This window comes from Coraliomargarita algicola, assembly GCF_033878955.1.
Classification (GTDB): domain Bacteria; phylum Verrucomicrobiota; class Verrucomicrobiia; order Opitutales; family Coraliomargaritaceae; genus Thalassobacterium; species Thalassobacterium algicola.
In genome coordinates, this window is the sequence record NZ_CP138858.1 from 3552152 (window position 1) to 3577139 (window position 24988).

Sequence of the window (24988 nt, forward strand, 5' to 3'; positions counted from 1 at the left end):
CCGCCTTGTTTGCGAGAAAGCTATCGTGGCTGGTTAAATCTGTCTCGATGTCTTCGCGTTTATCCAGTCGTGTTTATAATAATGCCGCCCTTGAAGTGTGGTTTGATAATGTGGGCCTGGATTGGGAGCAGTCCTTCTCTAGGGAAGCCTTGCGGCGTGGGCGCGAGATCTATCGCAAGGGGCAAATTTCTGGCGTAGAGTTGGCCAACGACGAGGCGATCGTGCATTGCCAGTTTGCACGTAAAGACACGTGTTATGCGGTCATTGAATGGACGCCTCAGGGGCCGAAGGTTCGCAGTTCCATCGATGATAATGCACTGGGAGATGCAGTGGCAGTTGCTGGACTTTATGAAGTCGAAGAGTTGATCGCGGACGAGATTGACCCACTTCCATATGAGCCAAAGTCAGTCGCAGAGGAGGAAGAGCAGGCTGAAGCAGATGCCACGGAAGTCGTCGTGGAGACGGCACCTGCTCGTCGTTTGACGCCTAAGCTCGAAGGCCTCCCCGCCGGACTCAGGCTGACGGCTTACTGGACCAATGCGGACTTTTCCCATGAGCCAGCATTTCGTAGCGATGAAGTGCCGATGCACTCTGCGGAGCGAGAAGCTCTTGTGCGACTCACTGCGAAGGCTCGCGATGCGGGTTTTCAATTCCGGCGAGAGTCCAACGATTATATCCTTTACGATCCCGAGCGGATTGCGCCATTTTTTAGCCATACACGCAAGCGTTGGGAGGATGTTTTCAACTTCATCGATCTTGATTTAGAAGCGCAGCGAATGGCCGAAGGCGTGCGTGATGTCAAAGTGGTTGGGCGCGTGGAGTCTGCTGGCAAAGAACAAATGCGTGTGGATTGGCGCTTGAAGCTTGGTCGGCATTGGTTGGATCCAGAAGATGCAGAGCGGTTGGCCAAAGCAGGGCGAGGCACCCATGTCGTAAGAGGGCTCGGGTTGGTGCGTATCGGTGAGGAGCAGTCGGCTGCACTAGCGGAGTGGCATGTGGCTGCAGCGGCGAATTTCGAAGAGGCGCAGACCTGGCCGCGCTATATGGTTTTTTCCCTCTTTAGCGAACGCGGCGCAGAACTCGACCTTGAGGAAGAACTGTCCGAGTGGCGTAATCATTTACTCGAGCAAGCTTCCGACGACGAGCTAGCATTACCTGAGTTCTTACGCGATTATCAAGCGCAAGGCGTGCGTTGGATGGCGAAGCTGCGCGAACTTGGCTGTCATGGCTTGTTGGCCGATGAAATGGGGCTTGGTAAGACCTTGCAGGTGTTGACGCTATTACACCATTATCCTTACCATAATAAGGATAGTCTGATAGTATGTCCCGCCAGTGTCGTCCCCGTGTGGGAGAGTGAAGCGCGGCGCTGGTATCCCGAAATTCAAACAGAGATTCTTTCCAGCGGAAACGACTTTTCTCAAAAGAGCCTAGGCGCCCCCCGCCTATGGATCGCGAGCTATACGCAGCTGCGCCGACATAAGCATTTGTTAGACGCCGCCGAATTTGGTTATGCCGTGCTGGACGAAGCACAGCAGATTAAAAACCCCGATGCTAAAGTGACCCAAGCCTGCTGTTCGATTTTGGCCGAATGTCGACTCGCACTGACAGGGACGCCGATTGAAAACCGCTTATTAGACCTCTGGACGCTCTTTCGATTTTTGATGCCAGGCTTGCTCGGCTCGCGGCGCCGCTTCGAGGAAGCACTCGATTCCCCAATTACCAAATTTCGCGAGACCTTTGCCAAGCGTTTACGGCAGCAATTGACCCCATTCATCCTACGCCGTCAAAAAGATAAAGTCGGCAAGGATCTACCGCCCAAGGTCGAGATGGACTTGATTTGTCCTATAACAGCGCTGCAGCGCCAAACCTATGAGAATCTACTCGAGCGTGGTCGAGATGAATTGGGCGACGACTTGCAGTCGGCCATGCAGACACAGTCGATGCATTTCTTCTCTCTGCTCACACGCTTGCGCCAAGCCTGCTGCGATCCCGGCCTCATCCCCGAGGTGCATGCAGACATTCAGCAAAGCGGCAAAATACAAATGCTACTGACGCGTCTGGAAGATGCGCTCAGTGGCGACGGCGCACGCAAGGTCGTAATTTTTAGTCAGTTCGTTAGCCTGCTCAAGCGGCTAAAGCCACTACTGAAAGAGACCTTTCCCAAGGTGGCCCTACTCGAATTGAGCGGGCGCACTAAGAACCGGGCAAAACCAGTTGATACCTTTCAGCAGACACAAGGGCCCGCAGTCATCTTAGTCAGTTTACGAGCCGGGGGCACAGGTATCACCCTACATGCGGCAGATTATGTTTTTTTACTAGATCCATGGTGGAATCCCGCTGTCGAGAGCCAAGCAGTCGATCGCGTGCATCGCATCGGCCAAGATCGCCGCGTATTCGTCTACCGGATGATTACACAAGGCACCATCGAAGAGCGCATACAGCACCTCAAAAAGGAAAAACGCGAACTCTTCGAGAGCACCCTAGGCCATCTAGGCAGCGCCAAAGACCTAGCCGAACATTTCGGCGATCTCGAAGACCTCGCAAAGTTACTTCCATCGTAGCTGATTCTTTCTCTGTAGCAATGCGTATAGCTCAACTCCAACTCTCACTCAATATTAATAACCAGGCTATAAGAAATGAGTTGACTTCGTCGAGAATGTTGATGTTGTTGAAAGTATGAAGGTTCGTCGCACAAAGGTTCATGGTCGCGATGCGGTTTATCATTGCATGACGCGGGTGGTGAATGGGGAGCGCTTGTTCCAGGGGCGTGAGAAGGAGATGCTGCGTAAGATGATCTGGCAGGTGGCTGATTTTTGCGGGGTGCAGGTGCTGACTTATTGTGTGATGTCGAATCACTTTCACGTGCTTTTGCGTGTGCCGGATCGTCAGCAGGTGGATGATGCTGAGTTGATGCGCCGCTATCAGGTGCTGTACCCGAAACCTACCAAGTATCAGGCGGCTTCGGTCAAGGTGCTGCGCTCTCAGTTGGAGGCTGACTCTGAGGAGGCGCAGCTGTTGCGCGCGAAACTGTTGGCGCGGATGGGCGATGTCTCTGAATATATGAAGGCGGTGAAGCAGCGTTTTTCAGTCTGGTTTAATCGTAATCATAAGCGCTATGGCACTCTGTGGGCGGACCGTTTTAAGTCGGTCTTGGTCGAGGGGCATGGCAATCCGCTGCAAACGATGGCGGCTTATATTGATCTGAATCCGGTGCGTGCGGGGCTGGTGGAGGATCCTAAGGATTATCGTTTCTGCGGCTACGCGGAGGCGGTGGCGTCGCTTGGCTTAATGAGCTCAGGGGGCACAGAAGACTCCAAGTCGAAGGTGGACGCTCGGATGGGATGTCGAGCTGGTTTGTTACATGTTTGGGGTGACACTTGTCGTCGGGGGCTGGTTTGGCAGAGGCCTTGATGCAGCATCGTCAGTTGATCTTTGGCAAGCGTGCGGCGGATGCTGACCTGTCTGAGGTGGAGCGTGCGGCTGCTTTGAAGGTGCTAAATGAAGAGGGCGGTCAATTGCCGAAGTCGGTGATGCTGCGCTGCCGGGTGCGTTATTTTACCGACGGTGCCATTCTGGGGTCGGCTGAGTTTGTGCGTGGCTTTACGGGTGCGTGGCAAATGGAGCGTGGGCGAAAGCACCCTCCGAAGGTGAATGCGATGCGTGGTGATTGGGGTGGCTTGGCTGTGATTCAGGGGCTGCGTAGGCAGGTGTTTGGTTGAGGCGGATGTCGGCTATGTGCGTGTCAGGCTCAATCTACTGAGCAGGCTCTTGAGCCTTAGAATATGGCTGATCTTATATGAAAGCATTACGGTCACGCCAATTCGTGGATCTTTGAGGTTATCGCTTCAGAGCTTTGGAATAGCGAACTGCAGGCTTTAGACTAAGCCGAAGTGTCGGCAGCCTTCTAATACACCGCTGGTGGCGGTGTGCTCCGCTAAATATAGCCGTTCTTGTAATGAGCGTTCTGCCAGTGCTACATGCACTTTATCGGCGAGCCCTTCGCTGGCATTTGCCACAATGATGGCACGGAACCCACTGACGAGTGCGGCGTAATCATTTCCTGAGTCGCCTGAGTAGATGACTTCGTCGGGGCGAAAGTCGGCGTGGGTGCTCAACCAGAGTAAGGCGTAGGCTTTAGATACGCCCCGCGGCATGACATCAATCAGCCCGCAATTTAGAAATGGATCGAGGCTTCCCATGCAGTCGTAGGGTAGTTGAGCTTGTTTGAGGCGTTGGCTGATGTTATCGACTAAGCGAGTCACCGTGTCCGCTGCAGATTGATAGCTGATCTTAAAGCGTTGTTGATGGTCGGGCGGTTGCAATTCGAGCCCTTCGATTGTGAATAGAGCTTCTTCGACAGCTTGGCGGTCGACGCCACCGGAACTTTGTTCTAGATGTGCTTCGTAAGCGGTGAATACTTTAAAGCTGTCGCCGATGCGTTTATAAATCGCGCTGCCTACATCGCAGACGATCCATTCGGGAGAGGGGAGGTCGTATTGCTGCATGGCCTCGACGACCGATTCGTAATGCCGTCCGGTGGCAAACACCAGCTTTGCGTTCGAGCTGGAAAGTGCCTGACTGAGCGCTCGTAAGTCGCCGGGGTGCTTCGGGCTATCGGGCAAGGGAATGAGTGTCCCATCGAGATCAGTCGCGAGCACGGTGGGTGCGATTTTGGCTTCGGGGTTGAAATGATTCATCAGGTAGGATTAGCTAGCCTGTGTCTGTGAGGGACGCAAGCGAGTTCATTTCGGCATGCGGTCTGCATATTCTATAGATAGGCAGTTTTATTCAGCAAATCATGCAGAATGCCGGTCACTTTGCCGGCGGATGATTGCAGAATGCAAGGTGCTCTTACTCTCAGAAAGAATTCTACCAATACAATATTATGGTTAAAGAAACAGGAATCCGAATCGCATTGATCAGCCTACATGGTTTGATTCGTGGGGAAGAACTTGAATTGGGGCGTGATGAAGACACGGGCGGGCAGACGCGCTATGTGCTCGAATTAGCCCGTGCGTTGTCAGAACGTGAGGATGTGGATCGGGTGGATTTGATTACCCGTCAGATTATAGATGATAAAGTGTCGGATGATTATGCTAAACTGGAGGAGCCTATCGCAGATAAGGCTTATATCGTGCGTATTCCCTTTGGTCCCAAGCGCTATTTAAGTAAGTCGAAGTTGTGGCCTTACATGGAGATGTTTGTGGATCAATGCCTCAACCACTTTCAGCGGACGCGTACGGTGCCGGATGTGATTCATGGGCACTATGCGGATGCGGGCTATGGCGGAGGACAGTTGGCACGCTTGCTGGGAATTCCATTTGTTTTTACAGGGCATTCGTTAGGACGCGTGAAGCGACAGCGTTTAGAAGAATCTGGTCTGAGTGCGGAGAAAATCGAGTCTCGCTACGCGATCTCCACGCGCATTGAGGCCGAGGAGTTTGCATTGGAGACATGTTCACTTATTTGCACCAGCACGCGGCAGGAGGTGAGAGAACAATACGAGCAATATGAAAACTATATTCCCGAGCGTATGGAAGTGATTCCGCCGGGCGTCGATCTGAGTAACTTTCGTGCGCCACGTGAGGATGATGAGCCCTCGCAGTTGGTCCAGGATGTGCGCCGCTTCTTGTATCAGCCGGATAAGCCTATGTTGGTAGCTATGGCCCGGCCTGATGAGCGTAAAAATCTGGAGATGCTTGTAAAGACCTATGGAGAGTCGCCGCAGTTACAGCGTGAGGCGAACTTGGTGCTGATTATGGGGTCCTCGTGATGATTTGCGGCAGATGCCGCCCGGGCAGCGCACCGTGCTGGGCAATGTGCTGACGCTGATCGATGTGTATGATCTTTACGGCAAGGTTGCCTATCCGAAGCAGCATAAGGCCGACGATGTCGCTACACTTTATCGGGAGATCACTAAATCCCGCGGCGTCTTTGTAAATGCGGCGATGACGGAGCCGTTTGGTCTCACACTGCTTGAGGCGGCGGCGAGTGGTGCACCCATTGTGGCGACTAATGATGGCGGTCCAAACGATATTATAGCGAACTGTAAGAACGGCGCATTGGTCGATCCATTCGATTCGAAATCAATTGAGAAGGCTCTGTTACATGCATTGATCGAGCCCAGCCAATGGGATGAATGGTCACGTGCCGGACTGGAGAATGTGAATAAATTCTACTCTTGGCAGCGACATGTGACTCGCTACTTGCGGGATGTCAAAGAAGTGCTCAAAGACGCCGATACGCCCGCACCGATTGCTCGCGGGCGCAAGAGTCGTCGTTTACCGCAAGTCGATCGTTTGATCATTGCTGATATCGATAATACTTTGACCGGTAACGAAGCAGCGATGGAAGACTTTTTCCGCCTGATCAGTGAGGCGGAAGATAATATTGGTTTTGGTATCGCGACAGGCCGCCGCTATGAGGATGTGATTCCGCTGATGGAGTCGCTAAATATACCTAATCCGGAAATCCTCATTACCTCGGTCGGTACTGAGATTTATTATGGCAAAAATTATACATTGGATACGAGTTGGCGTAAGCACATCAACTTTCGTTGGCAGCCTCAACATATTCATGAAGTTTTGGATCAGGTAGATGGTCTCTACCTGCAGGAAGAAAGTGAGCAATCCACTTTTAAGATCAGCTACAAGGTCGACTTCTCGATCGCCCCCAAGCTGCCGCATATTAAACGCATCCTGCGCGAGCATGGCGTTCGTGCAAAGTGTATCGTGTCCCTGGGCATGTTTTTGGATATCATACCCTGTCGCGCTGGAAGTGGGCTAAGTATTCGTCACATGGCGTTTAAGTGGGGCTTCCCGCTGGAGCACATTTTGGTGGCGGGTGATTCTGGTAATGACGAAGGGATGCTCGCTGGCAACACGCTAGGCGTGGTGGTGGGCAACTATAGCCGTGAGCTTGAAAAGCTACGCAAGTATCCGCGCGTTTATTTTGCCGAGCAACATCATGCCGCGGGTATCATCGAGGGGATCGAGTATTACAATTTCTTTGATCAGATCACGATTCCCAACGAAAAATTGACAGTCAGTGAGGATGCCTGATTTGGATTTAGTTTATGAAGCCTCTCGCACGCTCCGGCGTATACGGCCGCAGATTTTGCAAAAAATCGAGGCTGCTGCCGGCGTAGATGGAAACTGTGCCTTGAATGTAGAGACGATTGACGCCCGCCTGGCCGAGCATTGGCCACGGCTCTTCGAGCTCTTATATCGACTCTACGGACAGCATTACGATTTCTATTATTATCTGGAGCGTATATTACTCACCGCAGTGGACTGCTGGCTTAATCGCCCCGAGGACCTGTGCCAACTCGACATCCGCCGTGAGAATGATCCAAACTGGTATCTCTCTGAGCGCATGGTGGGAGGCTCACTCTACGTTGATTTGTTTAGCGGTGATTTAAACAAGCTGCGGGATAAGATTCCGTATCTAAAAGACCTCGGGCTGACCTATGTGCATCTGATGCCATTGTTTAAGGATCGTGAGGGCAACAGCGACGGTGGCTATGCCATTAGCGATTACCGCAGCGTGAATCCCGAGCTCGGCAGCATGGAAGACTTGCGCGCGCTGGCGCACGATTTTCGCGCTGTCGGCATTTCTTTAGTCATTGATTTTGTGTTTAATCACACCTCCGACGATCATGAATGGGCGGTGCGGGCTCAAGAAGGCGATCGCGAATACATGGATTACTATCACGTCTATCCAGATCGCAGTATACCGGATCAATATGAGCGTAGCCTGCGTGAAATCTTTCCTACGATTCGGCGCGGTAATTTTACCTGGCAGGAAGGCATGCAGAGTTGGGTGTGGACCACATTCAACAGCTTTCAATGGGACCTCAAATATGCCAACCCCGAGGTCTTTCGAGCGATGGCGGAAGAAATGCTCTTTCTCGCAAATACTGGTGTAGAGATACTACGACTCGACGCGGTCGCATTCATTTGGAAACAAATGGGAACCAATTGCGAGAATTTGCCTGAGGCGCATCTATTGATTCAAGCGTTCAATGCCGTATGTCGCATTGCTGCGCCGGGGCTTGCTTTTAAGTCGGAGGCCATCGTGCATCCCGATGAAGTGGTGAAATACATCAGCACCGAAGAGTGCCCGATCTCGTATAATCCCACTTTGATGGCATTGCTTTGGGAGGCGATTGCAACTCGTGAAACCAAGTTACTCAAGCAATCGGTTGGCCATCGTCAGCATCTGCTGCCCGGCACGGTATGGATCAACTATTTGCGCGGGCATGACGACATTGGCTGGTCATTTGACAATGGAGATGCATGGGCTGTCGGCATCAACCCCGACGACCATCGCAACTTCTTGAACAGCTTTTACACGGGGGCCTTTAAAGGCTCCTTTGCGGCTGGAGTGCCCTTTCAGCATAATACCGATACGGGAGATATGCGCGTTTCGGGCACGATGGCTTCGCTCGCGGGGCTGGAGCAGGCACTTGTGACCGGAGAGCCTCAATTGATCGAAATGGCGGTGCGACGCATACGGATGCTTTATGGTGTCTTGAGTAGTATCGGCGGCATACCGCTCATCTTTTTAGGCGAAGAGTGGGGGATGCTCAATGATTACGACTACTTGGCAGATAAAGAGAAAAAGGACGATAGTCGTTGGGTGCATCGGCCCAAGATGGACTGGAGTCTCGTCGGTGAGCTCAAAAAAAGAAATCTGTGCGGGCACGTATTTTCCGAGAGATGCAGGAGTTGTTTGAAACCCGCAAGGCATGCCCGGCCTTCACTGGTAGCCAGATGCGCTTATTAGAGCCAGAGAATGCGCATGTGATCAGTTATTTGCGTTGGAGTGAGGGGCACATACTTGTAGTGATTGCCAATTTCTCCGACGCCGCACAGACTGTTAATATGCGTCGCTTGCGCACTGAGGGGCTCGCTCATTTTTTTAAAGATAAACTAAGCCAGCGGACTCTATCCACCCACGACATCCTAGAGCTCGAGCCCTATGAGCTATTATGGTTGGTTGAGGATTGAGTGATGCGATACCGCCCCGTTCATATTTAACAGAGGTCAGAAGCCAGAGGTCAGAAAACAGAAGGCAGTCACCGTGAATCCGTTCGTTATGAAAATCACGGCATGCGCCATTTGGGCGAGACAGGAAGGGGCATCACTGATTGATGTTCATTTCTATCCTCTGACTTCTCTTTCTTAAAAAGGATCAAGTTTAGAAAGCGTCACATGCTGGGATTAGTGCTTGAGCTATACTTACAAAGTCGAAATATCGGCGTGCAACAGTCCCTATAGTTCAATGGATAGAACAACTGTTTCCTAAATAGTCGATCTGGGTTCGAGTCCCAGTGGGGGCACCATGCTTTGCTCAGTGAGCTAGAGCCATCTATCCTTTGCCCTTTGGACTATTTTTTCGGTAAGATGACGCGGCGGCGGGGGATGACGCGGCGGCGGTTGTCGTCGCTGCTGTTATTACTGCGATTACTTATGTTATTGGTGGTTGGTGGCAGTGTGGGGGGCGTTGCGTTTTTGTTGGGCTGAGTGGTGGAGGCGACTACGGGCAGTGGAGCTTCGCTGACGCTCATGAGTGTCAGGCGCTCGGAGCGTCCGTTCATGTTGACCGTGAGTGTGCGGGAGTCGGCGTCGTAGCCACGTACGCTGATGCCGTCTTCGGCTTGGTTCTCTTGGATCCAATAGCCTTTTTGCTCGGTTTTGTTGAAGACGCTAAACTGATATTTGCCGTTGAATTTGACGACACCGCGAAATTCGATTTCGCGGCTAATGGGGCCATTGGTTTGCACCACGGGCTTGGGCGGTTCTGGCTTTTTCTCACCGTAACCGGGGGGCAGGAAGGGGTTGCTGCTTTCGAGCGTTTCTGCGAACGCGCTTTGTGCGCAGGGAACCGTTAGAACGAGTGTGAGAGTGAGTGCTAGGGGCAGGGCCTTGATTGTAGTCGACTGCCTCGGGTGCAGTGCGTCGCTGCGCGTTGCATCTTTGAAGCCCGGTGTGAGGGCTTCTTTCATTCGTTGAGCTAAATCTGTTAACATTTGCTGTATCGTTGATTAGCGGCGGAGTGAACGGGGGGTGGATTTACCTGACTTCTCTTTTACAGGCTCTTCTTTTTCTTCAAATTTACTGCCTTTGAGGTAAATGTCTGATGTGGTGCTCGTCTCGATGTATTGTTTGATGACTTCGGTTTCAGCAGCTCCTTCGATATAATTTTTCGAGACTTTGTCTGCTTTGTCTGGATTCTCTAAAACGGTCGGACGGATGAAAATGATGATTTCAGTGCGATCGTAGTCATCGGAAGAATTGCCAAATATGCTTTTGAACACGGGCAGGCGACCTATTATTGGGTAGTAGCTGTTGCTGTTCGCCCCTTTGTTTTCTTGTAGGCCACCTAAGACGACGATTTGCCCGTCTTTGACGCTGATGGTAGAGGTGGCTTCGCGCACACCGATGACGGGTTGGTCATTCCCATCGATTGTGACGGTGTCGACGACGTTTTCGACGGTTTGTTCGATGACCATTTGGACCGTGCCGTCGGCGCCGATGAGCGGGGTGACGGTGAGTTTTATGCCGATGTCGCGGTATTCGACCGTGCTGCTGGTGGAGGTGCTGTCGCTGTAATTTGTGCTACCAGTGATGATTGGTTGCGATTTACTAACGTTGATGATGCCTTCCTCGTTGTGACTGACTACGATGCGTGGAGCAGAAAGCACACGTGTGTCACTGTCTCCATTGGTGGGGGCGATTGCAGTGGAGAGTGTGAAGTCTGAAGGATTATCGAGGCTGATCGCTCCACCGGAGAAGCTGAGTCCATCAGCCGTGCCCGCAACAATGGAACTGAATGTTTGAGTTGCACCGTCGTAAGTGAAACCGAGGCTGCTCAAGCCACTGGATTGGTTTTCGCTCAGCGTGACTTGGGTAATCACTGCTTCGATCAGCACTTGTGGCAGTGGGATATCGATTTTCTCGATCAGTTCGCGGAGAGTTTTGAGATCTTGTTGGGTGCCGTAGGCGACTATGGAGTTGGTGCGCTCGTCGGCGGAGAGGCCTACGAAGTTGGAAAATTGTAGTGAGCTGTTGGCTTCGCTGCTGTTACTGGTCACGCTGCTGGGAGTGGGCGCCTGTGGGGTGTTATTATCGTTATTATTGTTGTTACCGTTATTGTTGCGACGGGCGTTGTTGCTTTCGTTTTCGCGGGCAACTTTAGCGTCCTCTTCACGGCCTTCTTCTTGCCCGGAAATGATGTCTTCGATGATGGGGACGACTTCTTCGGCTTTGGCTTGGCGGAGTTGGAAGACTTCGCTGCCAGTTAGAGGCGCGGCATCGACGTCAACGCTCTCAATGACGTCCAAGATGATTTCGAGGTTGCCGGGGTGGGTGATGAGGATCAGTTGGTTGGTGCGCTCGTCGGCGGTGACACTGGTATTGCCTTCGAGGTAGCTGTTGAGGGGGCCTTCGATTAGATTTTCCAATCGATCTTGCATCTCGGAGGCTTGCACATAGTCGAGCTTGATGAATTTGATTTGTTCGCGGACGATTTGCGGTTGGTCGGCTTCGTCGAGAATGTTTTCGATGCGCTGCAAGTTGATGAGAGCGTCGGTAATGAGCAGCGCGTTGGATTTGGGAAAGGGCAGGATGCTGGAGTTTTGTGAGACCAGGTTTTGAACGAGGGGGGCGGCGGCCTCTGTGGCGTTGAGGTAGTCGAGCTTGAAGAGTTTGGCGTAAATTTGTTGACTTGGATCCAGTGCGAGGGTGCTGCCGGCCAGCATCTGTGGGACGTGGGTGTTTACGTTGGTGGCGGGCACGGCTTTCATAAAGCGGCCGCCCATGTCGGTGAGCATTATGCCGTTCAGAGTGAGCAAGCTTTCGATGGCGAGCACAGCTTCCCGTTTAGTCAGTGCGCCGCGGGAGTTGAAGGTGAATTTAGAAACCGGCAGATCCTGACGACGAAGGATGATCTTATCTGTCATCTGCTCCAGTAGGGTGAGCACTTGGTCGGCGGTGTCTTCGACTAGTATGAGCTCTCCGATCATGGCGTCGGGCTCTTTGAGTTCGGGCTCGGCTGGAGTGATTTCGCCAGTAAGCTGGGGCGCTGGGGCGATTCTCTCTTGCGCGAAGGTAAGAGTGGTGAGCGCAATGAGGGCGCTGAGGCTGAGAATGGAAAGACGGATCATTACAGGTTAGGGTCTTTTAAATCGAAAGAGTTGATTTCGTAGCGCACATCGAGTTGTTCGGGATTGCGCTGGTTTTTTTGAATGCGGACGTTCTGTATATTGATGTAGGGGGTCTCTTGCTGGAGCAGTTTGTTGAGCTGGATCAGCTGGGTAATGGAAATATTTTTGAGACGTACGCGGAGGTTGTGGTCGTTAAAAATTTCACCTTCACGGGTGCGGACGGAGTCGATATCGGCCTGTCCGGAGAGTCCGATTTGGCGTGTTAGGCTATCGACTCGGCCGGAGAGCTGGGCTGCTGCGTAGGTTTTTGAGGGGTCGACGCGTTCCAGTGCGGTGGCGAGGCCTTGGGCAAAGAAATCGCTGCGGTCGATCCACTCTTGCTGGGTGGTGAGCTCGATGGTGGAGAGTTTGCGTTGTGCATTCCACTCGGACATGCGCCCGAGCCAATTGTTGCTCCAGATGAAGAGGATGACTAGAATGAAGCTGAGCGAGAGAACTTTCTCACGCAGGCTCATTCGCTTATAGAAGCGTCGGGTGGTGCTTTTGAGTGTGCTCATTCCTCGTCCTCGCTTTCTACTTCTGCTACCGAGGTGTCGGCGCTCACGGCGGCAGGGAGGGGGGCGTGCGGTGGGGGCATGGTGGCCGCCGCAGTCTCCACCTTGGTGGGGGGCGGTTCGCTGTGGGTGTAGTCGAGTGTGACGGTGAAGGTGACTTTAGTCTGCCCTGCGCGCTTGAGTGATTTGGGTGGGGCGACTAGCTCGAAGGTGCCGGACTTGCCTAGGGCTGCGGTGTAGGCGTTGAGTTCGTTGATGGTATTGGCTTTGCCTTCGATGGTGATGCGATTGTTGCCTTCGATGATGGTTTCGTCGTATTCGATGCCCGTATTACCGAGGGCGGCACGAATATTATTGGCGGCTCTCAGGATGGCGATGGGGCGAAGCTCGTTTTGGGCGACTTGTTCCAGCTTATTCATTAGGCTTTGAGTGTCCTCAATGCGGCGCACATTCGTGGCTTGGGCATCGATTTTTGCTTCGCGTGTGCCGAGCCAGAGTTGGCCCATGAAGAGCAGAGCTTCCAGTGAAATGAGAAAGATGGCAAACCAGGCGGCGTAGCCTAAGGTGCGGGTGACCCAGGCCGTGGTGCGGCGGGCATTGCGCTCTACAGTTTTATAAGCCGCGGGACGGATGTCAGCTTGCCAGAGGGTGGTTTCGTCGGGCGTGAGTGGGGACCAGTGGCCGTTGATGGGGCTGTCGCCGACGGTTTCGAATTGAAAGGTGGGGGTGCCGTCATCGGAGAGTTCGACCGGGAGGGGGCGAAGTCGAAGGGATGGATCTGCGGAGCCGGGAGACGTGACTGGCGTCGCGTCGCTACGGTGGCTGCGGATTTGCTGGGGAATGGATTCGCCGCTGGGGAGTTTTAGTGTGGTGTCGTATGCATCGCCCAGCAGTACGATTTCGGTATCGCTGTTCACGCGAGCACCGTAGAGGGTGGCAAAGTCGGGGAGCACCCAAGTGTAGTTTTCCAGTTCGGTGTAGCCTGCGCGTTTGAGGCGGTCGTTGAGCGCGGCGTAGACTAGCAGGCTTTGACCGTCGGGGGCGGTTAAAAAGCCCCAGCGCAGTTGTTCCAGTGGAAAGGGCGCGATGGACTCCATGCTGAGCTCGGCAAAGTCGGCCAGTTCATTGGGGGCGAGTGCGGGAGGCACCTCGACCGACTCGACGAAGAAATACTCCGCAGGCAGCAAGAGCACGTCTGCTTGGGGAGGACTCTCGTTTTCGGGGGCTATGTTGGTCGGATTGCTCACGGCTGGTCTATTCGGGCTCAGAATGAATCGCTTTCTTCACCGATGTCTAGTGCCGAATAGCGCGCTGGCGGACTACTTGGGCGACCTTGGGTGTATTCGGAAACTTGTAGGATGGTAAAAGGATAAGCGATGGCGTCTTGTTCGCTGGTGGCTCCGGTTTTGGGGGCGTCTGAGGAGTCGTCGCCGGGGGCGCTGCCACTGGCTTCAGTTTCAGTGCTGAAATTGGGCTCGACGAGCGCGCTTACGGTAAAGGGGACCTGCCCTCGCCAGAGATTGACAGTGATCCGGAGTAGGCTGACTTCGACGCCGCTGTTTTCGCTGTTGGCGGAGCCGGGTGTTTGTTGCAGGTAGGGCAAGTCGTCCAGCCCGTCGAAGAGGTGGTCTTCATCGTAGCCATCTTGCTGTGCGAGTAGTTCGAGCACGGATTGCGGGCTGCTGTTGAGGTTGGCGGCGCCCGTGTGGAGCACTGAGACCATGCTGTCGAGCTGGGCAAAGAGTTCGTTGGGTTGGCCGTCTTCGTCGAAAAATTCGTCTTCCCAGATCTCTATTAAGCGTAATTCTTCGAGACTTTGTAGCGGCGCGTTGGCTGCTCTGTAGGGAGGATCGCGTCGCAGGTAGTCGTCCGATTCTGCGCCATTCAGTCGGCGACTGTCGTTTTCGTCGATCCAGTCGAGCAGCATACTGCTGAGTTCGCGAGCGGTGCCAAAGTCGAAATCGAAGCTTTCTTCCAGCATGTTGTTGAGCATGTCTTCGCTCATGGTATTGATGGGGAGCTTACCACTTTCGTCTTGAATCTGAATATCGACGCTCCAGCCGTTGGGCACGGTGATGCCGGCATAGTGGATCGGATCGGCCCAACCTTGTTCGGGGGCAAAGAGTTTACCCTCGTCGATCAGGCCCACTTCGTAGACCGTGGCGAGGGCGACCTCCAGCATGCTGTAGGTGAAGGAACGAACATCGGATGGCTCGTTAAAAATGGCGCGGTATTCCAGGTCGTCGATGGCTTCATCGATGAAGCGACTGATGATGAATGAGAGTAGCAGTGTGATCGCTAGTACGGCGATGAGCACGCTTCCTTGCTGGCGCTGGGAGGCGAGGACTCGGCTGCGTCGAGAGTGGGGAGTGGGAAGTGGGGAGTGGGGAGTGGGGTGCTGGCTTGCGAGCGCTGGTGTCGGGATTTGTCGCGCACTTGGGCGCTGGACTGGTGCGAGCGCGCTTGCACGCCACGTTTTTCCCTGCCTCTGCTTGCTGTTTACATTCATCTTTAAAAAAGAAATACACTCCTGGAAGGGACGGGTATCGTGAGTGTGCGCACTTTTGTTTCACCCTCATATTCGAAAGTGAGTTTTATAAAGCGGGGGAGGGTGAATTCTTCGCCGTCTTCGCCTTCTTGGGGCTCGGTTTCGGTTTCCCATTTCTCAAAGCTTTCGTCCCAATAGACGTATTCGAGCTTTGTGATGAGATCGCTGAGGGCGGTGCGGCGTAAGTCGTTGAGGTCTTCGGATTCTTCTTGCAGGGGGCTATACCAAAGTAGGCTGAGGCCTTCGTCTTGTTTGAAATGGAGGTAGGCTTCGATACCTACGATGGGTGCGTTATCGGTTTGGATGAGTAGTGGCGGAGTATCTTTGAGATAAAAGTGGAGGAGTGGGTCTTGGTAATCGGCAAAACCCGGTGGTTGGGCCCAGTCGATGGGGTCTTCGGCGACGTTAAGGAGCCCGCCCCCGCTGTTTTCTTCGGATTCGGTGTCTGTTTCGGTGTCAGAGGGATTCGTCGGGGTGCTGGGATCGTTGGGGGCGTCCGAATCGTCGGAATTGTTGGGGGTGTCGGAATCGTTGGAATTGTTGGGGGCGTCGGCATCGTCGGATTCGCTGCTGAGTGTGATTTCCGCGCCTGCTGCGGTGAGGGTGGCTTGCAAGAATTCGGCGACGCCATCGACGTGGTCTTCAAAAAAGTGCCGGTCTTGTCGCTCCATCCAGACGTCGGTCACGGAGACTAGCAAAGTGGCGGCTGCGGCCAGCAATGCGCCTGCAATGGTCACGGCAAGGATGACTTCAAGCAGGGTGAATGCGGAGGTGGCATTTTCACTGGATGTTGGGCTGTGCGTCTTCATCCTGAAAATTAAAAGCCTCCCCGACTGTCTTGGAGTGCTTCGCGTTTGTCCTGCAGTAATTCGGAGCGTTCGTCGCTTTCCGACCAGGTCGGCCGTAGCAGGTAGAGCATTTCGCTGTAGTCGGCAGGCAAACCTTCGGGGGGCTGGCTGAAGCGAATATTGAACTGCACTTGAAAGAGATCGACTACATTTGTGGGAGTGATTTGTGCCTGCCATGAGGCCTCGCCGCAGTTGAGGGTTTCGTATTCGTCGCCGTCTTCGGCATCTTCGAGGTTGGGCTCGAGGAGTAACTGCATGCGCACTGCGCGTATGTCGGCATTGAGCAGATCGTAATTGGCGGCACTTTCGCGGGCGAGTAAAGCGTTGACGAAGGCTGACATGAGCACGGAGCTGGTCATGGCAAAAATCGCAACAGCGATCAGCACTTCGACTAGTGTGAAGGCGGCGCGCCGTTGGTGCGAGTGGTCTCGGCTACCACGAGACCAAGTGGAGCGTGGGCAGTGAGTTGGGCGATTCTCTGGAGCTGGAGTTCCGCCTTTTGGCGGTCGCGCCTCTATGGCGACTCCTGTGCAGCCGCCTAAAGGTGGGACCTCAACTTTTTGGAGGCTTCGTTTTGCGCTCATGGCTTTCACTTCGGGCTCCTCACTAAGCTGGAAAATGGGTCGAAAATGATGCGCTTAGGACTGCCGAAGCCGCTGTCGATTTCAGCGACAAAGGGGCTGGAGCTGCGATCGGGGGCGAAGCGTACTTCTTTGGTTTCCAGCTGGCTGCGCTCGGCTGCGGGGAAATCGGCCATGCCGCGTGCGGGGGGCACTAAATAAAAGCGTATTTCGGCGCTGCCGTCTTTGAAGGGTGCAGCGAGTGGAAAACTCTCTCCCTGGCTCACGATCAAGGCGCCTGTTTCCTTGTCAAAGCTCAGGCTGGCGACTGTGCGTTCGCTCGCTGCCTGAAAGCGGGCTGAGCGGATGGCGGCGCGCAGTGTGTCTTCAGGATTGTTTTGATCGTCGAAGCTCAGGAAAGTCGTGAAATTCGCAATGATCACGCTTGAGGCAAGCGCAATTAAGGCAAAGACCAGAATGATCTCGAGTAAGCTGAAGCCCGCTCGTGAGCGGTGGCTACTGGCTGCTCCAGTTTCCAATGTCATCCCCGCTCTCTACGCCGTCTGCACCGAGTGACCAGATGTCAAAGCTGCGGCTGCCGCTGACGTTACGACTGCCGGGAAAGCGATATTGGTAAGGTTGTCCCCATGGGTCGATTGGTGTCTCTTTGAGGTAGGGGCCTTTCCAGCGTTGTTCTTTGCCCGCGGGCGCCTTGATCAGAGCGCTGAGTCCTTGTTCCGTAGTTGGGAAATTACCCACGTCCAGTCGGTAGCGGGTGAGGGCCAGTTCGGAGTTACTGGTGACGAATAGGCGCGCCGCTTCTTCCTGATTGTCACCAAAGATGCCTGTCAACTGGTTGAGTGCTACGCTGGCGAGCAGCGCAACCAAGGCGATTGCGATTAGGATTTCGAGCAAGCTGAAGCCGCTGTTTCGGTGGGTGGATTTAAGCAGTCTGGATTGTTTCATTTGTTGAAAATTTATACCATAGTTATCAGTGCATCGCCAGATGGGAAGAATAGTTTCAAAGCTTTCTGTGACAGTTCTGTGACTGTTCGCGGAGGTTTTTGTGTCTTTTAAACTTCAAGTAGCAAAGGGAGGGCGAGAGCGGCCCGGTGCTTCGGCTCGTATGCGGGCGACTTCATCGCGGATCTCGGGGCTGAAGAATTGCTCGCCTTTGGAGACGGCGTCGATGGCCTTTTCCAGTTCATCGAGCCCGGATATTTTATTAATAAATCCGTCGGCATTCCCGTTGACTGCAATTTTGACTGTTTGGTAGGAGGTCTTGCCGGAGAAGATGAGAATTTTTATTTTAGGAAACTTCTGTTTGAGCCGGTGTAAGATTTCGAGGCCGTTGACTTCGGGTAGCTGAATGTCGACGATGACCAGGTCGGGGGCCAGCTCGAGGCATTTTTCAAAGCCTTCACCACCGTCGCCAGTCATGCCGAGCAGTTCCAGTTCGGGGTATGCGGTTGTGATAAATGTAGAAAGTAAATCCCGCAAGATTTCCTCGTCTTCGATAATATAAACGGTTTTCATGCGCGTATTAGGTATATAGGGAGTTGCTTTCAACTGTGTTTTGGGCACTAGTACCTGTCGAGGGTTTTTAGTGGATATTTTGGCTTGGATGAGCGTTGGCGGGCTAGCTGCTTTCGTCTCGAAAAGCTTTCTATTGATTGCCTTATGAATAGATATTACCTAATTTTTACATTATGCCGAATGCCCCTATAATTCCTGCGCCACGAGCCCTTGAAACTGTTGACCGCTTGCGAGCGAATGTCGAACGCACGATTCGTGGTAAGACGGAAGCTGTCGACCGCACGATTATCTGTTTGTTGGCGGGAGGGCATTTATTGATTGAGGATTTACCTGGGCTGGGAAAGACGACTTTGGCCTATTGTTTGGCGCGCTCGATTGATTGTTCATTTTCGCGGATTCAGTTTACCAGCGATATGTTGCCCTCAGATATTATCGGAGTTTCGATCTACGATGAGAAGGCGAAGGATTTTCAGTTTAAGCGAGGTCCGATTTTTGCAAATATCGTACTGGCGGATGAGATCAATCGTACCACTCCCAAGACACAATCGAGCTTACTGGAAGTGATGGGGCGGGGCAAATTATCGGTGGATGGGCAGACCTATACGGTGCCGCCGCCCTTCATGGTGATTGCGACTCAGAACCCGGTCGATTATGAAGGCACCTTCCCGCTGCCGGAGAGTCAAATGGATCGCTTTTTAATGCGGATGGAGATGGGGTATCCTGAGTTTGAATACGAACTGGACATCTTGAAGGGGGGGCATTTGCACTATGACCATTTAGAGGCGGCTCCCGTGGTTTCGCGTGCAGATGTGGTGGAACTGCAGGAGTATACGCGGCGTGTCTTCGTGGAGGACACGGTTGCGGAGTATATTGTGCGTTTGGCTGCCGCGACCCGTGAGCAAGCAGAGTTTCGCAGCGGGGTGAGTCCGCGCGGCACGCTCTCGCTCAAGATCGCGGCGCAGGCCAGTGCGCTGGCGCAGGGGCGTGCTTTTGTGATTCCTGAAGATGTGCAGCGCATGTTGCATCCTGTTTTTGCGCATCGGCTGGCCTTGCGTAAGTCGATGTCGGACCCGATGGAAGAGCGGCGTTCGATTGAAGCTTTGTTAACGCAGATCGCGGCGCGCGTGGCGGAGCCCGTATAGCATAGCTGATGGCTGATTCGCAGATAGAGTTGCGTCGCTGGCATGATTGGACGGACCCCGACTTTTTTATGGAGGGGCGTCAGCAAGAGCGCCGTATTCTACCTCTATTCTTACGGCAGATTTTGCCGAGGCCAGTGCAGCGTACGAAGCTGACGTTTACCGGGTGGATGCTGATCATTGTTGCTTTGGGGATTGGTTCGGCCGCGTATAACACGTCCAGTAATATTCTCTTCATGACACTTTCTTTGCTACTGAGTAGTTTGGTGCTCAGCGGTATTTTGGCTCAGGTCAATTTCCGTAAATTACAATGGAGCTTACAAGCACCTGAGCACTTGCAGGTGGGCGAAGTTGGCATGGCTGAGGTCGTTTTGAAGAACGGGAAGCAGATTTTTCCATCGATGAGTGTGGTCTTTCGCGTCAGTAGCACGGTGGCGCCGGCGGGCGAGTCTCTGTATTTGAAGCATTCCATTGCTGCGGGGAATTCGACCTCGCTGGAGTGGACATTTGTGCCGAAACAACGTGGGGCGTTTTTAGTGCAGCTACATGGGGTGGAGTCATATTTTCCATTCGGATTTTTGCGTAAGGGCGTGGGGGATTTGGTCGAAGAAACGATCTGGGTTTGGCCGACACGTGTGGACTACAGTTTTCATCCAGTGGTGGATGGGCGTCGTTATCAAGCGGGGATCTCGCGTCGGCTCGCTGGAGCTGGAAGCGACTTGCTCAAGGTGCGTCCATACGAGGCTGGTGATCCGCCGCGCTTGATTCATTGGAAGGCGACTGCGCGGATGAATCAATTGATGGTGCGACAACTGGCACAGGAAGGGCAGAGTGGTTTTTACCTGCGGATTGACCGGTTGGGGCGTGATTGGAATGAGGCACAGGTGGAGACTTTATGTTCAGTCGCGTGTGCACTGGCTGAGGATCTTTTTCACGCGGGGCGTTTGGAGACGGTGAGTGTGGAGGACGAATCGATTGCGGTGCGTGGCATGCGTGAGGTGCACGCGTTTTTTGATCTGCTGGCACGCTTGCATCTGAAGCCGGGTGCCTCTTCAGTAAATTCCGAGATGGGCACTGTTGGCCGAAATTGGATCACATTCAGACCGTGCGGGGAGAGCGGAGTGACGATACATGTCAATGGCGAACAAGCAGGTGAGGCTTAGCACGGAGGAGCTACATGAGCTGAAGCAATTAATGGGAGCGCTACTGGCGATGCTCTCCTTTTGGTCCTTGTTTTCTCTGGATGTCGAGAGCATGTCTATGTTGCTACTCGGCGGTGCGGTGGCGCTGGTGGCTTTTTGCTGTCCGCGCTGGGTTGCGCGTATTCCTACGTTGGTATGGCGTTGGGCGGGGCCCGTCATGTTGCTGTTGATCGGCACCGATTTTATTCTGAATATCCCCGAGTTTATTCCACCCCTGGTGCGCATGGTGGTATTGCTGATCATTTATCGGATGTTGGCCCCGCGCAATTTGCGAGAAGACAAGCAAGTGATTTTGCTTTGTCTCTTCTGTGTGGTGATCTCCGGGGTGCTGACTGTTTCTCTCTTGTTCGCAGTGCAGATCTTACTGTTTGCACCTTTAGCGATGGCACTGCTGTTCGTGATTTGTTTGCTTGATCGTGGAAAAGAAGCGAAGCCGCATGTAATCGACTGGGAGCAATTTCAATGGTCTTCGTTCATTCGTAGGGTCTGGCGAGTATTGGACCTACGGATTATCCTGTTGTGTGCGGCTATGTTTGCATTGGTCGTCGCGGTTTCCAGTTTGCTCTTTATTTTGACGCCGCGTTTTGACTTCAATCGGGCGATTCCATTTTTGGAGCTAAGTACTCAGGCGCGCTCCGGCTTCAGTGAGGATGTGAGACTGGGGGATGTGAGTGAGATTCAGGAGGATAACAGTGTGGCGCTTCGCATCGACTTACCAGGGATGGAGGCGGTGAGTGCGGCTCCTTATTGGCGTATGTTGGTGTTGGATAAATATAGCGATGGACGCTTCCGTGTGTCGCACAGCCTGCGTGCCAAGCCATTTCGGATATTTGAAGAGCGGCGGGAATTGAGTTCTACAGCCTTGCCCTTATCGCAGCGTCGTGGGGAGCTGTGGACGTTTTACATGGAAGGCGGGATTAGCCGTTACTTGCCATTGCCAGGAGATTATGGCCTGCTGCGTTTTCAAAAGTTGCAGAATATCGAATGGGTCCCCGAGGTAAAGGTGCTGGGCTTGGATTCGGTTGGGCAAAATGTATTTTCCTATCAGGTCGAGGACTTGAAATTTAATTCACGTTTTGCGGCGGGGGAGCGTGAGCGTGCGATCTTGGATTCGCTACCCTTGGAGGTGGAAAGTCCAGTCGAGGGCGAGGAAGAGAGACTGGCCTATCCGTTGACGACCTTGGAGTTAAGCATGTCTGCTCCATCGAAGGATGTGTTGGGCGTAATCAATCAGGAGATTTCAGGTGGAGCCGAGCTGAATGCGGCTGATTATAGCCGTGCTACGACGAGTTATCTCTGGCAGCATTTCGCATATTCACTGATGCCGGATATTGAGTGGTTTATGGGAAACGATCCGATTGTTTCTTGGTTGGAATCCGGTTCTCAAGGGCATTGCGAGCTGTTTGCGGGCGCTTTTATACTTCTGGCGCGTGAGGCAGGTTTTCCCGCACGAATGGTGGTCGGCTATGCCGGGGGCTCTTGGAATACCTTGGAGGATTATTTTGTGGTTCGGAATCGCGATGCGCATGCCTGGGTGGAAATTTATGATGCTGAAGATCAAAGCTGGCTGCGGGTGGACCCCACGCCTGGCCGTGGATCGAGTGACCCTGAGATGATGGTGCAGGGGAGTATGGCCTTTGATTCCGGTTGGTCCGCCTGGGTAGATAGTTTACGCATTCAATGGTATCGACGAGTCGTGAATTTCGAACAAAAGGATCAAGTCGAGTTGGCGGCGACTTTGAAGGATGTGCTGTTAGATTATTATGTGGCCTTCAAGGAGGGCTTGAGTCGCTGGGGCCTGCGACTTAAGTCGTGGTTGTTGCATCCGTTGAAGCTGGGGAGTCTTCGGCCACTCGCGATGCTTATGGTGGGCATCGTAGTGCTTGGGGCCGTATGGCGCGGTCGCTATTGGCTGCTGGGCCTGCTCTATCGCTTCCTGCGGCGACCTAAAGCGCTCGATCCAGTTCGTCGTCAAGCTGGGCGCTATATGATTCGCTTGAAAGCGAAAGGTATCGAGACGGAAGTGATGGCAGAATTGCAAGCGCTCCGCTTTGGCCCCGAGCAGAGTTTGCGAGTTGCCAAACCGGTATTTATCAGGGCCCGTCGAGCTTTAAAAAGGTGAGGCGATTCTAGCTTGAAGCCTGTGATGCCATACGGATCTGGTGGCTTTGGTCGGAATTGATCGTCAAGTATAGGTGCCAGGTATCTTCGGGGAGGGCATCGGGTATACGCTCGGGCCATTCGACTGCAAAGCACCAAGGCGCTTTTAAAAAGTCCTCAATCATGAGGGCGTCCAACTCTGCTCCAGAATTGAGGCGATACGCATCCAGATGGATGAGTTGTCGCTCGCCTTGGTAGATGGTGTAGAGGTTATAGGTCGGGCTTGTGACGGCTTCCTGAATGCCCCAAGCTCGGGCCAGGCCGCGGACAAAGGTTGTTTTGCCCGCACCGAGATCGCCGTGTAGGGCCAAGACCGAATCCGCTGGCAGTAATGCGGCCAGCTGTCCAGCCAGGGCCTCGGTCTCGGCTGCCGTGTGGGAGCAGATTCCGTGGCGCAATTGTTGCAATATATCGATCATGATCCGCTCAGATGTTCAAAACCTCGAATCCATGGCAAGGCTTCTTTGCTACTCGCGTCGAGATAGCGGGCCTCGCCTATACGGGGCTCTAGTTTGCCGATGCGTGTGAGTGGGGTGTTGGGGAAGCGTTGCTTCCAGTCGGCTTCAAAGGCTGCCTGTGTGGTCCCGCATCGGAGGGTGAGCAGCAGTTCGTAATCTTCGCCATCGCAGAATGCGTGTTCTATGGCCGAGTGGCCGGTCTCTTGGGCGCGGCGAAATGCATCAGAGGCGAGGGGGAGCGCGGGCAGGTCCATGTGTGCGGCACAGTCTCCTGGGAGCAGGGCATTGAGATCTTTGGCGATGCCGTCGGTGATATCCATCATGGCACTACAGACGCCGGATTGCGCGAGCCACTGCCCCTCGGCCAAGCGGGGCTCAAAACTGTAGTGTTTATGATAAATACTGCCTCCCAGGCTGCCAGTTACGTAGATGGCATCGCCCTGTTGGGCGCCACGTCGTAAGAGTGCTGTTTGGCCCCGCATGTGTCCCGTCAGACTGAGTGCGGCGGTGAACTGTCCCGAGGGGAGGGTGCTGATGTCGCCGCCTACTATGGGCACTTGGTAGCGCTCGCAGGTCTGACGGATGCCTTGGATAAATTCGCATAACCAGTCGAGACGCAGATTGGGAGCGCAGAGCAGATTGAGAAGAGCTGGGCCGGGGTGCCCGCCCATTGCGGCGATGTCGCTGAGGTTGCGCTTGATCAATTTGGCACCGGCGGATTGTGCACTGACTGTTGTATCAAAGTGTCGCCCAAAACTGACGCTATCGGTTGTCAATAACTGGCGGTCGATATGCGAGGTGTCGATCACTGCGCAATCATCGCCCATGCCGCATGGGCTCGGCGGTGAAACCTCTGAGCCGAGCCATTCTCCGATGGCAGCGATCAGTTTCACTTCGCCCAGAGAGTGGATGGAGGCGTCGGGCAGGTCGGTGAACATAGTGATGCAGCAGGCGAGACGTTTAGCTCAATTGTAGCAGCACGGGGCAGTGGTCGGAGCCGATGACTTGGTCGAGTATGTCAACATGTGCAATACGTTCACTGAGTGCTTGTGATACGCAGAAGTAGTCAATGCGCCACCCGATGTTTCTTTGGCGTGCGCCTGCGCGGTAAGACCACCAACTGTAGCGTTCCGTTGCATCCGGGTTGATTTGGCGGAAAGTGTCGATAAAGCCGGCTTCAATAATGGCATCGAAGCGTGCGCGCTCTTCGTCGGTGAAACCCGCGTTTTTGCGATTGGTTTTCGGGTTGGCGAGATCGATCTCGGTGTGTGCAACATTGAGATCGCCGCAGAAGATGACCGGCTTGCTTTGTTCTAGATTCTTAAGGTAGGCGAGAAAGTCGACATCCCACTCGCTGGTGCGATAGTCGAGCCGGCGTGGGCGCTTATTTTCGTCGTGGTTCTGTGAATTTGGGGTGTAGACTGTGACCAAGTAGTAATCTTGAAATTCAGCTGTGATGACACGTCCTTCGTTGTCATGTTTCTCGATGCCGAGTCCGTATTGCACCGAGAGTGGTTTCGTTTTCGACAGAATCGCAGTGCCGGAGTAGCCCTTTTTTGTGGCGCAGTTCCAATAGACGTAGGGGTAATCGTCGAAGTTGAAACCATCGACCAGGTCGGCGGAAATTTTAGTTTCCTGGAGGCAGAGCACGTCGGGTTGCTCATTCGCTAGAAAATCGAGAAAGCCTTTTTTGAGAACTGCCCGCAGGCCGTTCACATTCCATGAGAGTAATTTATGGGTTGCCATGATGGGCAGCTTCGACGGCTGCTTGCTGTAGGGCAATCCGGAATCGCGGAAAGTTGTGAAGAATCGAG

At 53.6% G+C, this 24988-nt stretch carries 22 protein-coding genes, 1 tRNA gene and 1 pseudogene; 10 read left to right on the forward strand and 14 right to left on the reverse strand.

Going from position 1 to position 24988, the window contains the following annotated elements:
* Positions 1-47 precede the first annotated feature (47 nt).
* From SH580_RS14560 to SH580_RS14570, 3 genes are all read left to right on the forward strand, one after another.
* Complete coding sequence (locus SH580_RS14560) at positions 48-2561, forward strand: DEAD/DEAH box helicase (protein ID WP_319831570.1); 2514 nt, start codon at positions 48-50, stop codon at positions 2559-2561.
* Positions 2562-2676: 115 nt separating this feature from the next.
* A complete protein-coding gene (locus tag SH580_RS14565; protein ID WP_319831571.1) occupies positions 2677-3411 on the forward strand; it encodes a transposase in 735 nt (244 codons plus the stop codon).
* Positions 3411-3719, forward strand: a complete 309-nt coding sequence (locus SH580_RS14570; RefSeq protein WP_319831572.1) for a hypothetical protein — start codon at positions 3411-3413, stop codon at positions 3717-3719. Before SH580_RS14565 ends, SH580_RS14570 begins: the two co-directional genes overlap by 1 nt.
* A gap of 156 nt (positions 3720-3875) precedes the next feature.
* Here SH580_RS14570 and SH580_RS14575 read toward each other — a convergent pair whose 3' ends face one another.
* A complete protein-coding gene (locus tag SH580_RS14575) occupies positions 3876-4697 on the reverse strand; it encodes an HAD-IIB family hydrolase (protein ID WP_319831573.1) in 822 nt (273 codons plus the stop codon).
* 188 nt (positions 4698-4885) lie between these two features.
* Here SH580_RS14575 and SH580_RS22205 point away from each other — a divergent pair, with 188 nt between their 5' ends.
* The 4 genes and pseudogenes from SH580_RS22205 to SH580_RS14600 all read left to right on the forward strand — a co-directional run bounded on the left by SH580_RS22205 (position 4886) and on the right by SH580_RS14600 (position 9346).
* Positions 4886-5773 carry a glycosyltransferase gene (locus tag SH580_RS22205; RefSeq protein WP_319831574.1) on the forward strand — a complete coding sequence of 296 codons (888 nt, stop codon included), beginning with the start codon at positions 4886-4888 and terminating at the stop codon, positions 5771-5773.
* A 13-nt stretch (positions 5774-5786) separates the two neighbouring features.
* Complete coding sequence (locus SH580_RS22210) at positions 5787-7061, forward strand: HAD-IIB family hydrolase (RefSeq protein ID WP_319831575.1); 1275 nt, start codon at positions 5787-5789, stop codon at positions 7059-7061.
* Positions 7054-9011 (forward strand): annotated as a pseudogene (locus SH580_RS22215) (amylosucrase). Before SH580_RS22210 ends, SH580_RS22215 begins: the two are co-directional and overlap by 8 nt.
* 260 nt (positions 9012-9271) lie before the next feature.
* Positions 9272-9346: transfer RNA gene (locus tag SH580_RS14600), tRNA-Arg, on the forward strand.
* 45 nt (positions 9347-9391) lie between these two features.
* Here the strand turns inward: SH580_RS14600 and SH580_RS14605 are convergent.
* The 10 genes from SH580_RS14605 to SH580_RS14650 form a co-directional block, all read right to left on the reverse strand.
* On the reverse strand, positions 9392-10033 hold the full coding sequence (locus SH580_RS14605; RefSeq protein ID WP_319831578.1) for a hypothetical protein: 642 nt from the start codon (positions 10031-10033) through the stop codon (positions 9392-9394).
* 15 nt (positions 10034-10048) lie between these two features.
* Positions 10049-12169 carry a secretin GspD/PilQ domain-containing protein gene (locus tag SH580_RS14610; protein ID WP_319831579.1) on the reverse strand — a complete coding sequence of 707 codons (2121 nt, stop codon included), beginning with the start codon at positions 12167-12169 and terminating at the stop codon, positions 10049-10051.
* Positions 12169-12726 (reverse strand): hypothetical protein, encoded by a 558-nt coding sequence (locus SH580_RS14615; protein WP_319831580.1) that lies wholly within the window; start codon positions 12724-12726, stop codon positions 12169-12171. The genes SH580_RS14610 and SH580_RS14615 overlap by 1 nt, the downstream gene beginning before the upstream one ends.
* A complete protein-coding gene (locus tag SH580_RS14620) occupies positions 12723-13970 on the reverse strand; it encodes a PilN family protein (RefSeq protein ID WP_319831581.1) in 1248 nt (415 codons plus the stop codon). Before SH580_RS14620 ends, SH580_RS14615 begins: the two co-directional genes overlap by 4 nt.
* 17 nt (positions 13971-13987) lie before the next feature.
* The gene (locus tag SH580_RS14625; RefSeq protein ID WP_319831582.1) at positions 13988-15232 is read right to left on the reverse strand and encodes a type II secretion system minor pseudopilin; all 1245 of its coding nucleotides are present in this window, start codon (positions 15230-15232) and stop codon (positions 13988-13990) included.
* A gap of 2 nt (positions 15233-15234) precedes the next feature.
* Entirely contained in the window at positions 15235-16080 is an 846-nt protein-coding gene (locus SH580_RS14630; protein WP_319831583.1) for a hypothetical protein, read from the reverse strand.
* Positions 16081-16088: 8 nt separating this feature from the next.
* Positions 16089-16703: a PulJ/GspJ family protein gene (locus SH580_RS14635; RefSeq protein WP_319831584.1), complete on the reverse strand. Its 615-nt coding sequence runs from the start codon at positions 16701-16703 to the stop codon at positions 16089-16091.
* Between the two features lie 5 nt (positions 16704-16708).
* Positions 16709-17224, reverse strand: a complete 516-nt coding sequence (locus tag SH580_RS14640; RefSeq protein WP_319831585.1) for a pilus assembly FimT family protein — start codon at positions 17222-17224, stop codon at positions 16709-16711.
* Positions 17196-17645, reverse strand: a complete 450-nt coding sequence (gene gspG, locus SH580_RS14645) for a type II secretion system major pseudopilin GspG (protein WP_319831586.1) — start codon at positions 17643-17645, stop codon at positions 17196-17198. Before gspG ends, SH580_RS14640 begins: the two co-directional genes overlap by 29 nt.
* Positions 17646-17759: 114 nt before the next feature.
* Positions 17760-18215 carry a response regulator gene (locus SH580_RS14650; RefSeq protein WP_319831587.1) on the reverse strand — a complete coding sequence of 152 codons (456 nt, stop codon included), beginning with the start codon at positions 18213-18215 and terminating at the stop codon, positions 17760-17762.
* Between the two features lie 173 nt (positions 18216-18388).
* Between SH580_RS14650 and SH580_RS14655 the strand changes: the two genes are divergently transcribed.
* From SH580_RS14655 to SH580_RS14665, 3 genes are read left to right on the forward strand one after another with little or no spacing between them, the layout of a single operon-like run.
* Complete coding sequence (locus SH580_RS14655) at positions 18389-19357, forward strand: AAA family ATPase (RefSeq protein WP_319831588.1); 969 nt, start codon at positions 18389-18391, stop codon at positions 19355-19357.
* 8 nt (positions 19358-19365) lie between these two features.
* Entirely contained in the window at positions 19366-20517 is a 1152-nt protein-coding gene (locus tag SH580_RS14660; protein WP_319831589.1) for a DUF58 domain-containing protein, read from the forward strand.
* Entirely contained in the window at positions 20492-22678 is a 2187-nt protein-coding gene (locus tag SH580_RS14665) for a transglutaminase TgpA family protein (protein ID WP_319831590.1), read from the forward strand. Before SH580_RS14660 ends, SH580_RS14665 begins: the two co-directional genes overlap by 26 nt.
* Positions 22679-22685: 7 nt before the next feature.
* Here the strand turns inward: SH580_RS14665 and tsaE are convergent, their stop codons facing one another.
* The 3 genes from tsaE to SH580_RS14680 are packed head-to-tail and all read right to left on the reverse strand — an operon-like array spanning position 22686 to position 24920.
* Positions 22686-23135, reverse strand: a complete 450-nt coding sequence (tsaE, locus tag SH580_RS14670; RefSeq protein ID WP_319831591.1) for a tRNA (adenosine(37)-N6)-threonylcarbamoyltransferase complex ATPase subunit type 1 TsaE — start codon at positions 23133-23135, stop codon at positions 22686-22688.
* The gene (gene thiL / locus SH580_RS14675; RefSeq protein WP_319831592.1) at positions 23132-24112 is read right to left on the reverse strand and encodes a thiamine-phosphate kinase; all 981 of its coding nucleotides are present in this window, start codon (positions 24110-24112) and stop codon (positions 23132-23134) included. Before thiL ends, tsaE begins: the two co-directional genes overlap by 4 nt.
* Before the next feature lie 22 nt (positions 24113-24134).
* A complete protein-coding gene (locus SH580_RS14680) occupies positions 24135-24920 on the reverse strand; it encodes an exodeoxyribonuclease III (protein WP_319831593.1) in 786 nt (261 codons plus the stop codon).
* Between the last annotated feature and the right edge of the window lie 68 nt (positions 24921-24988).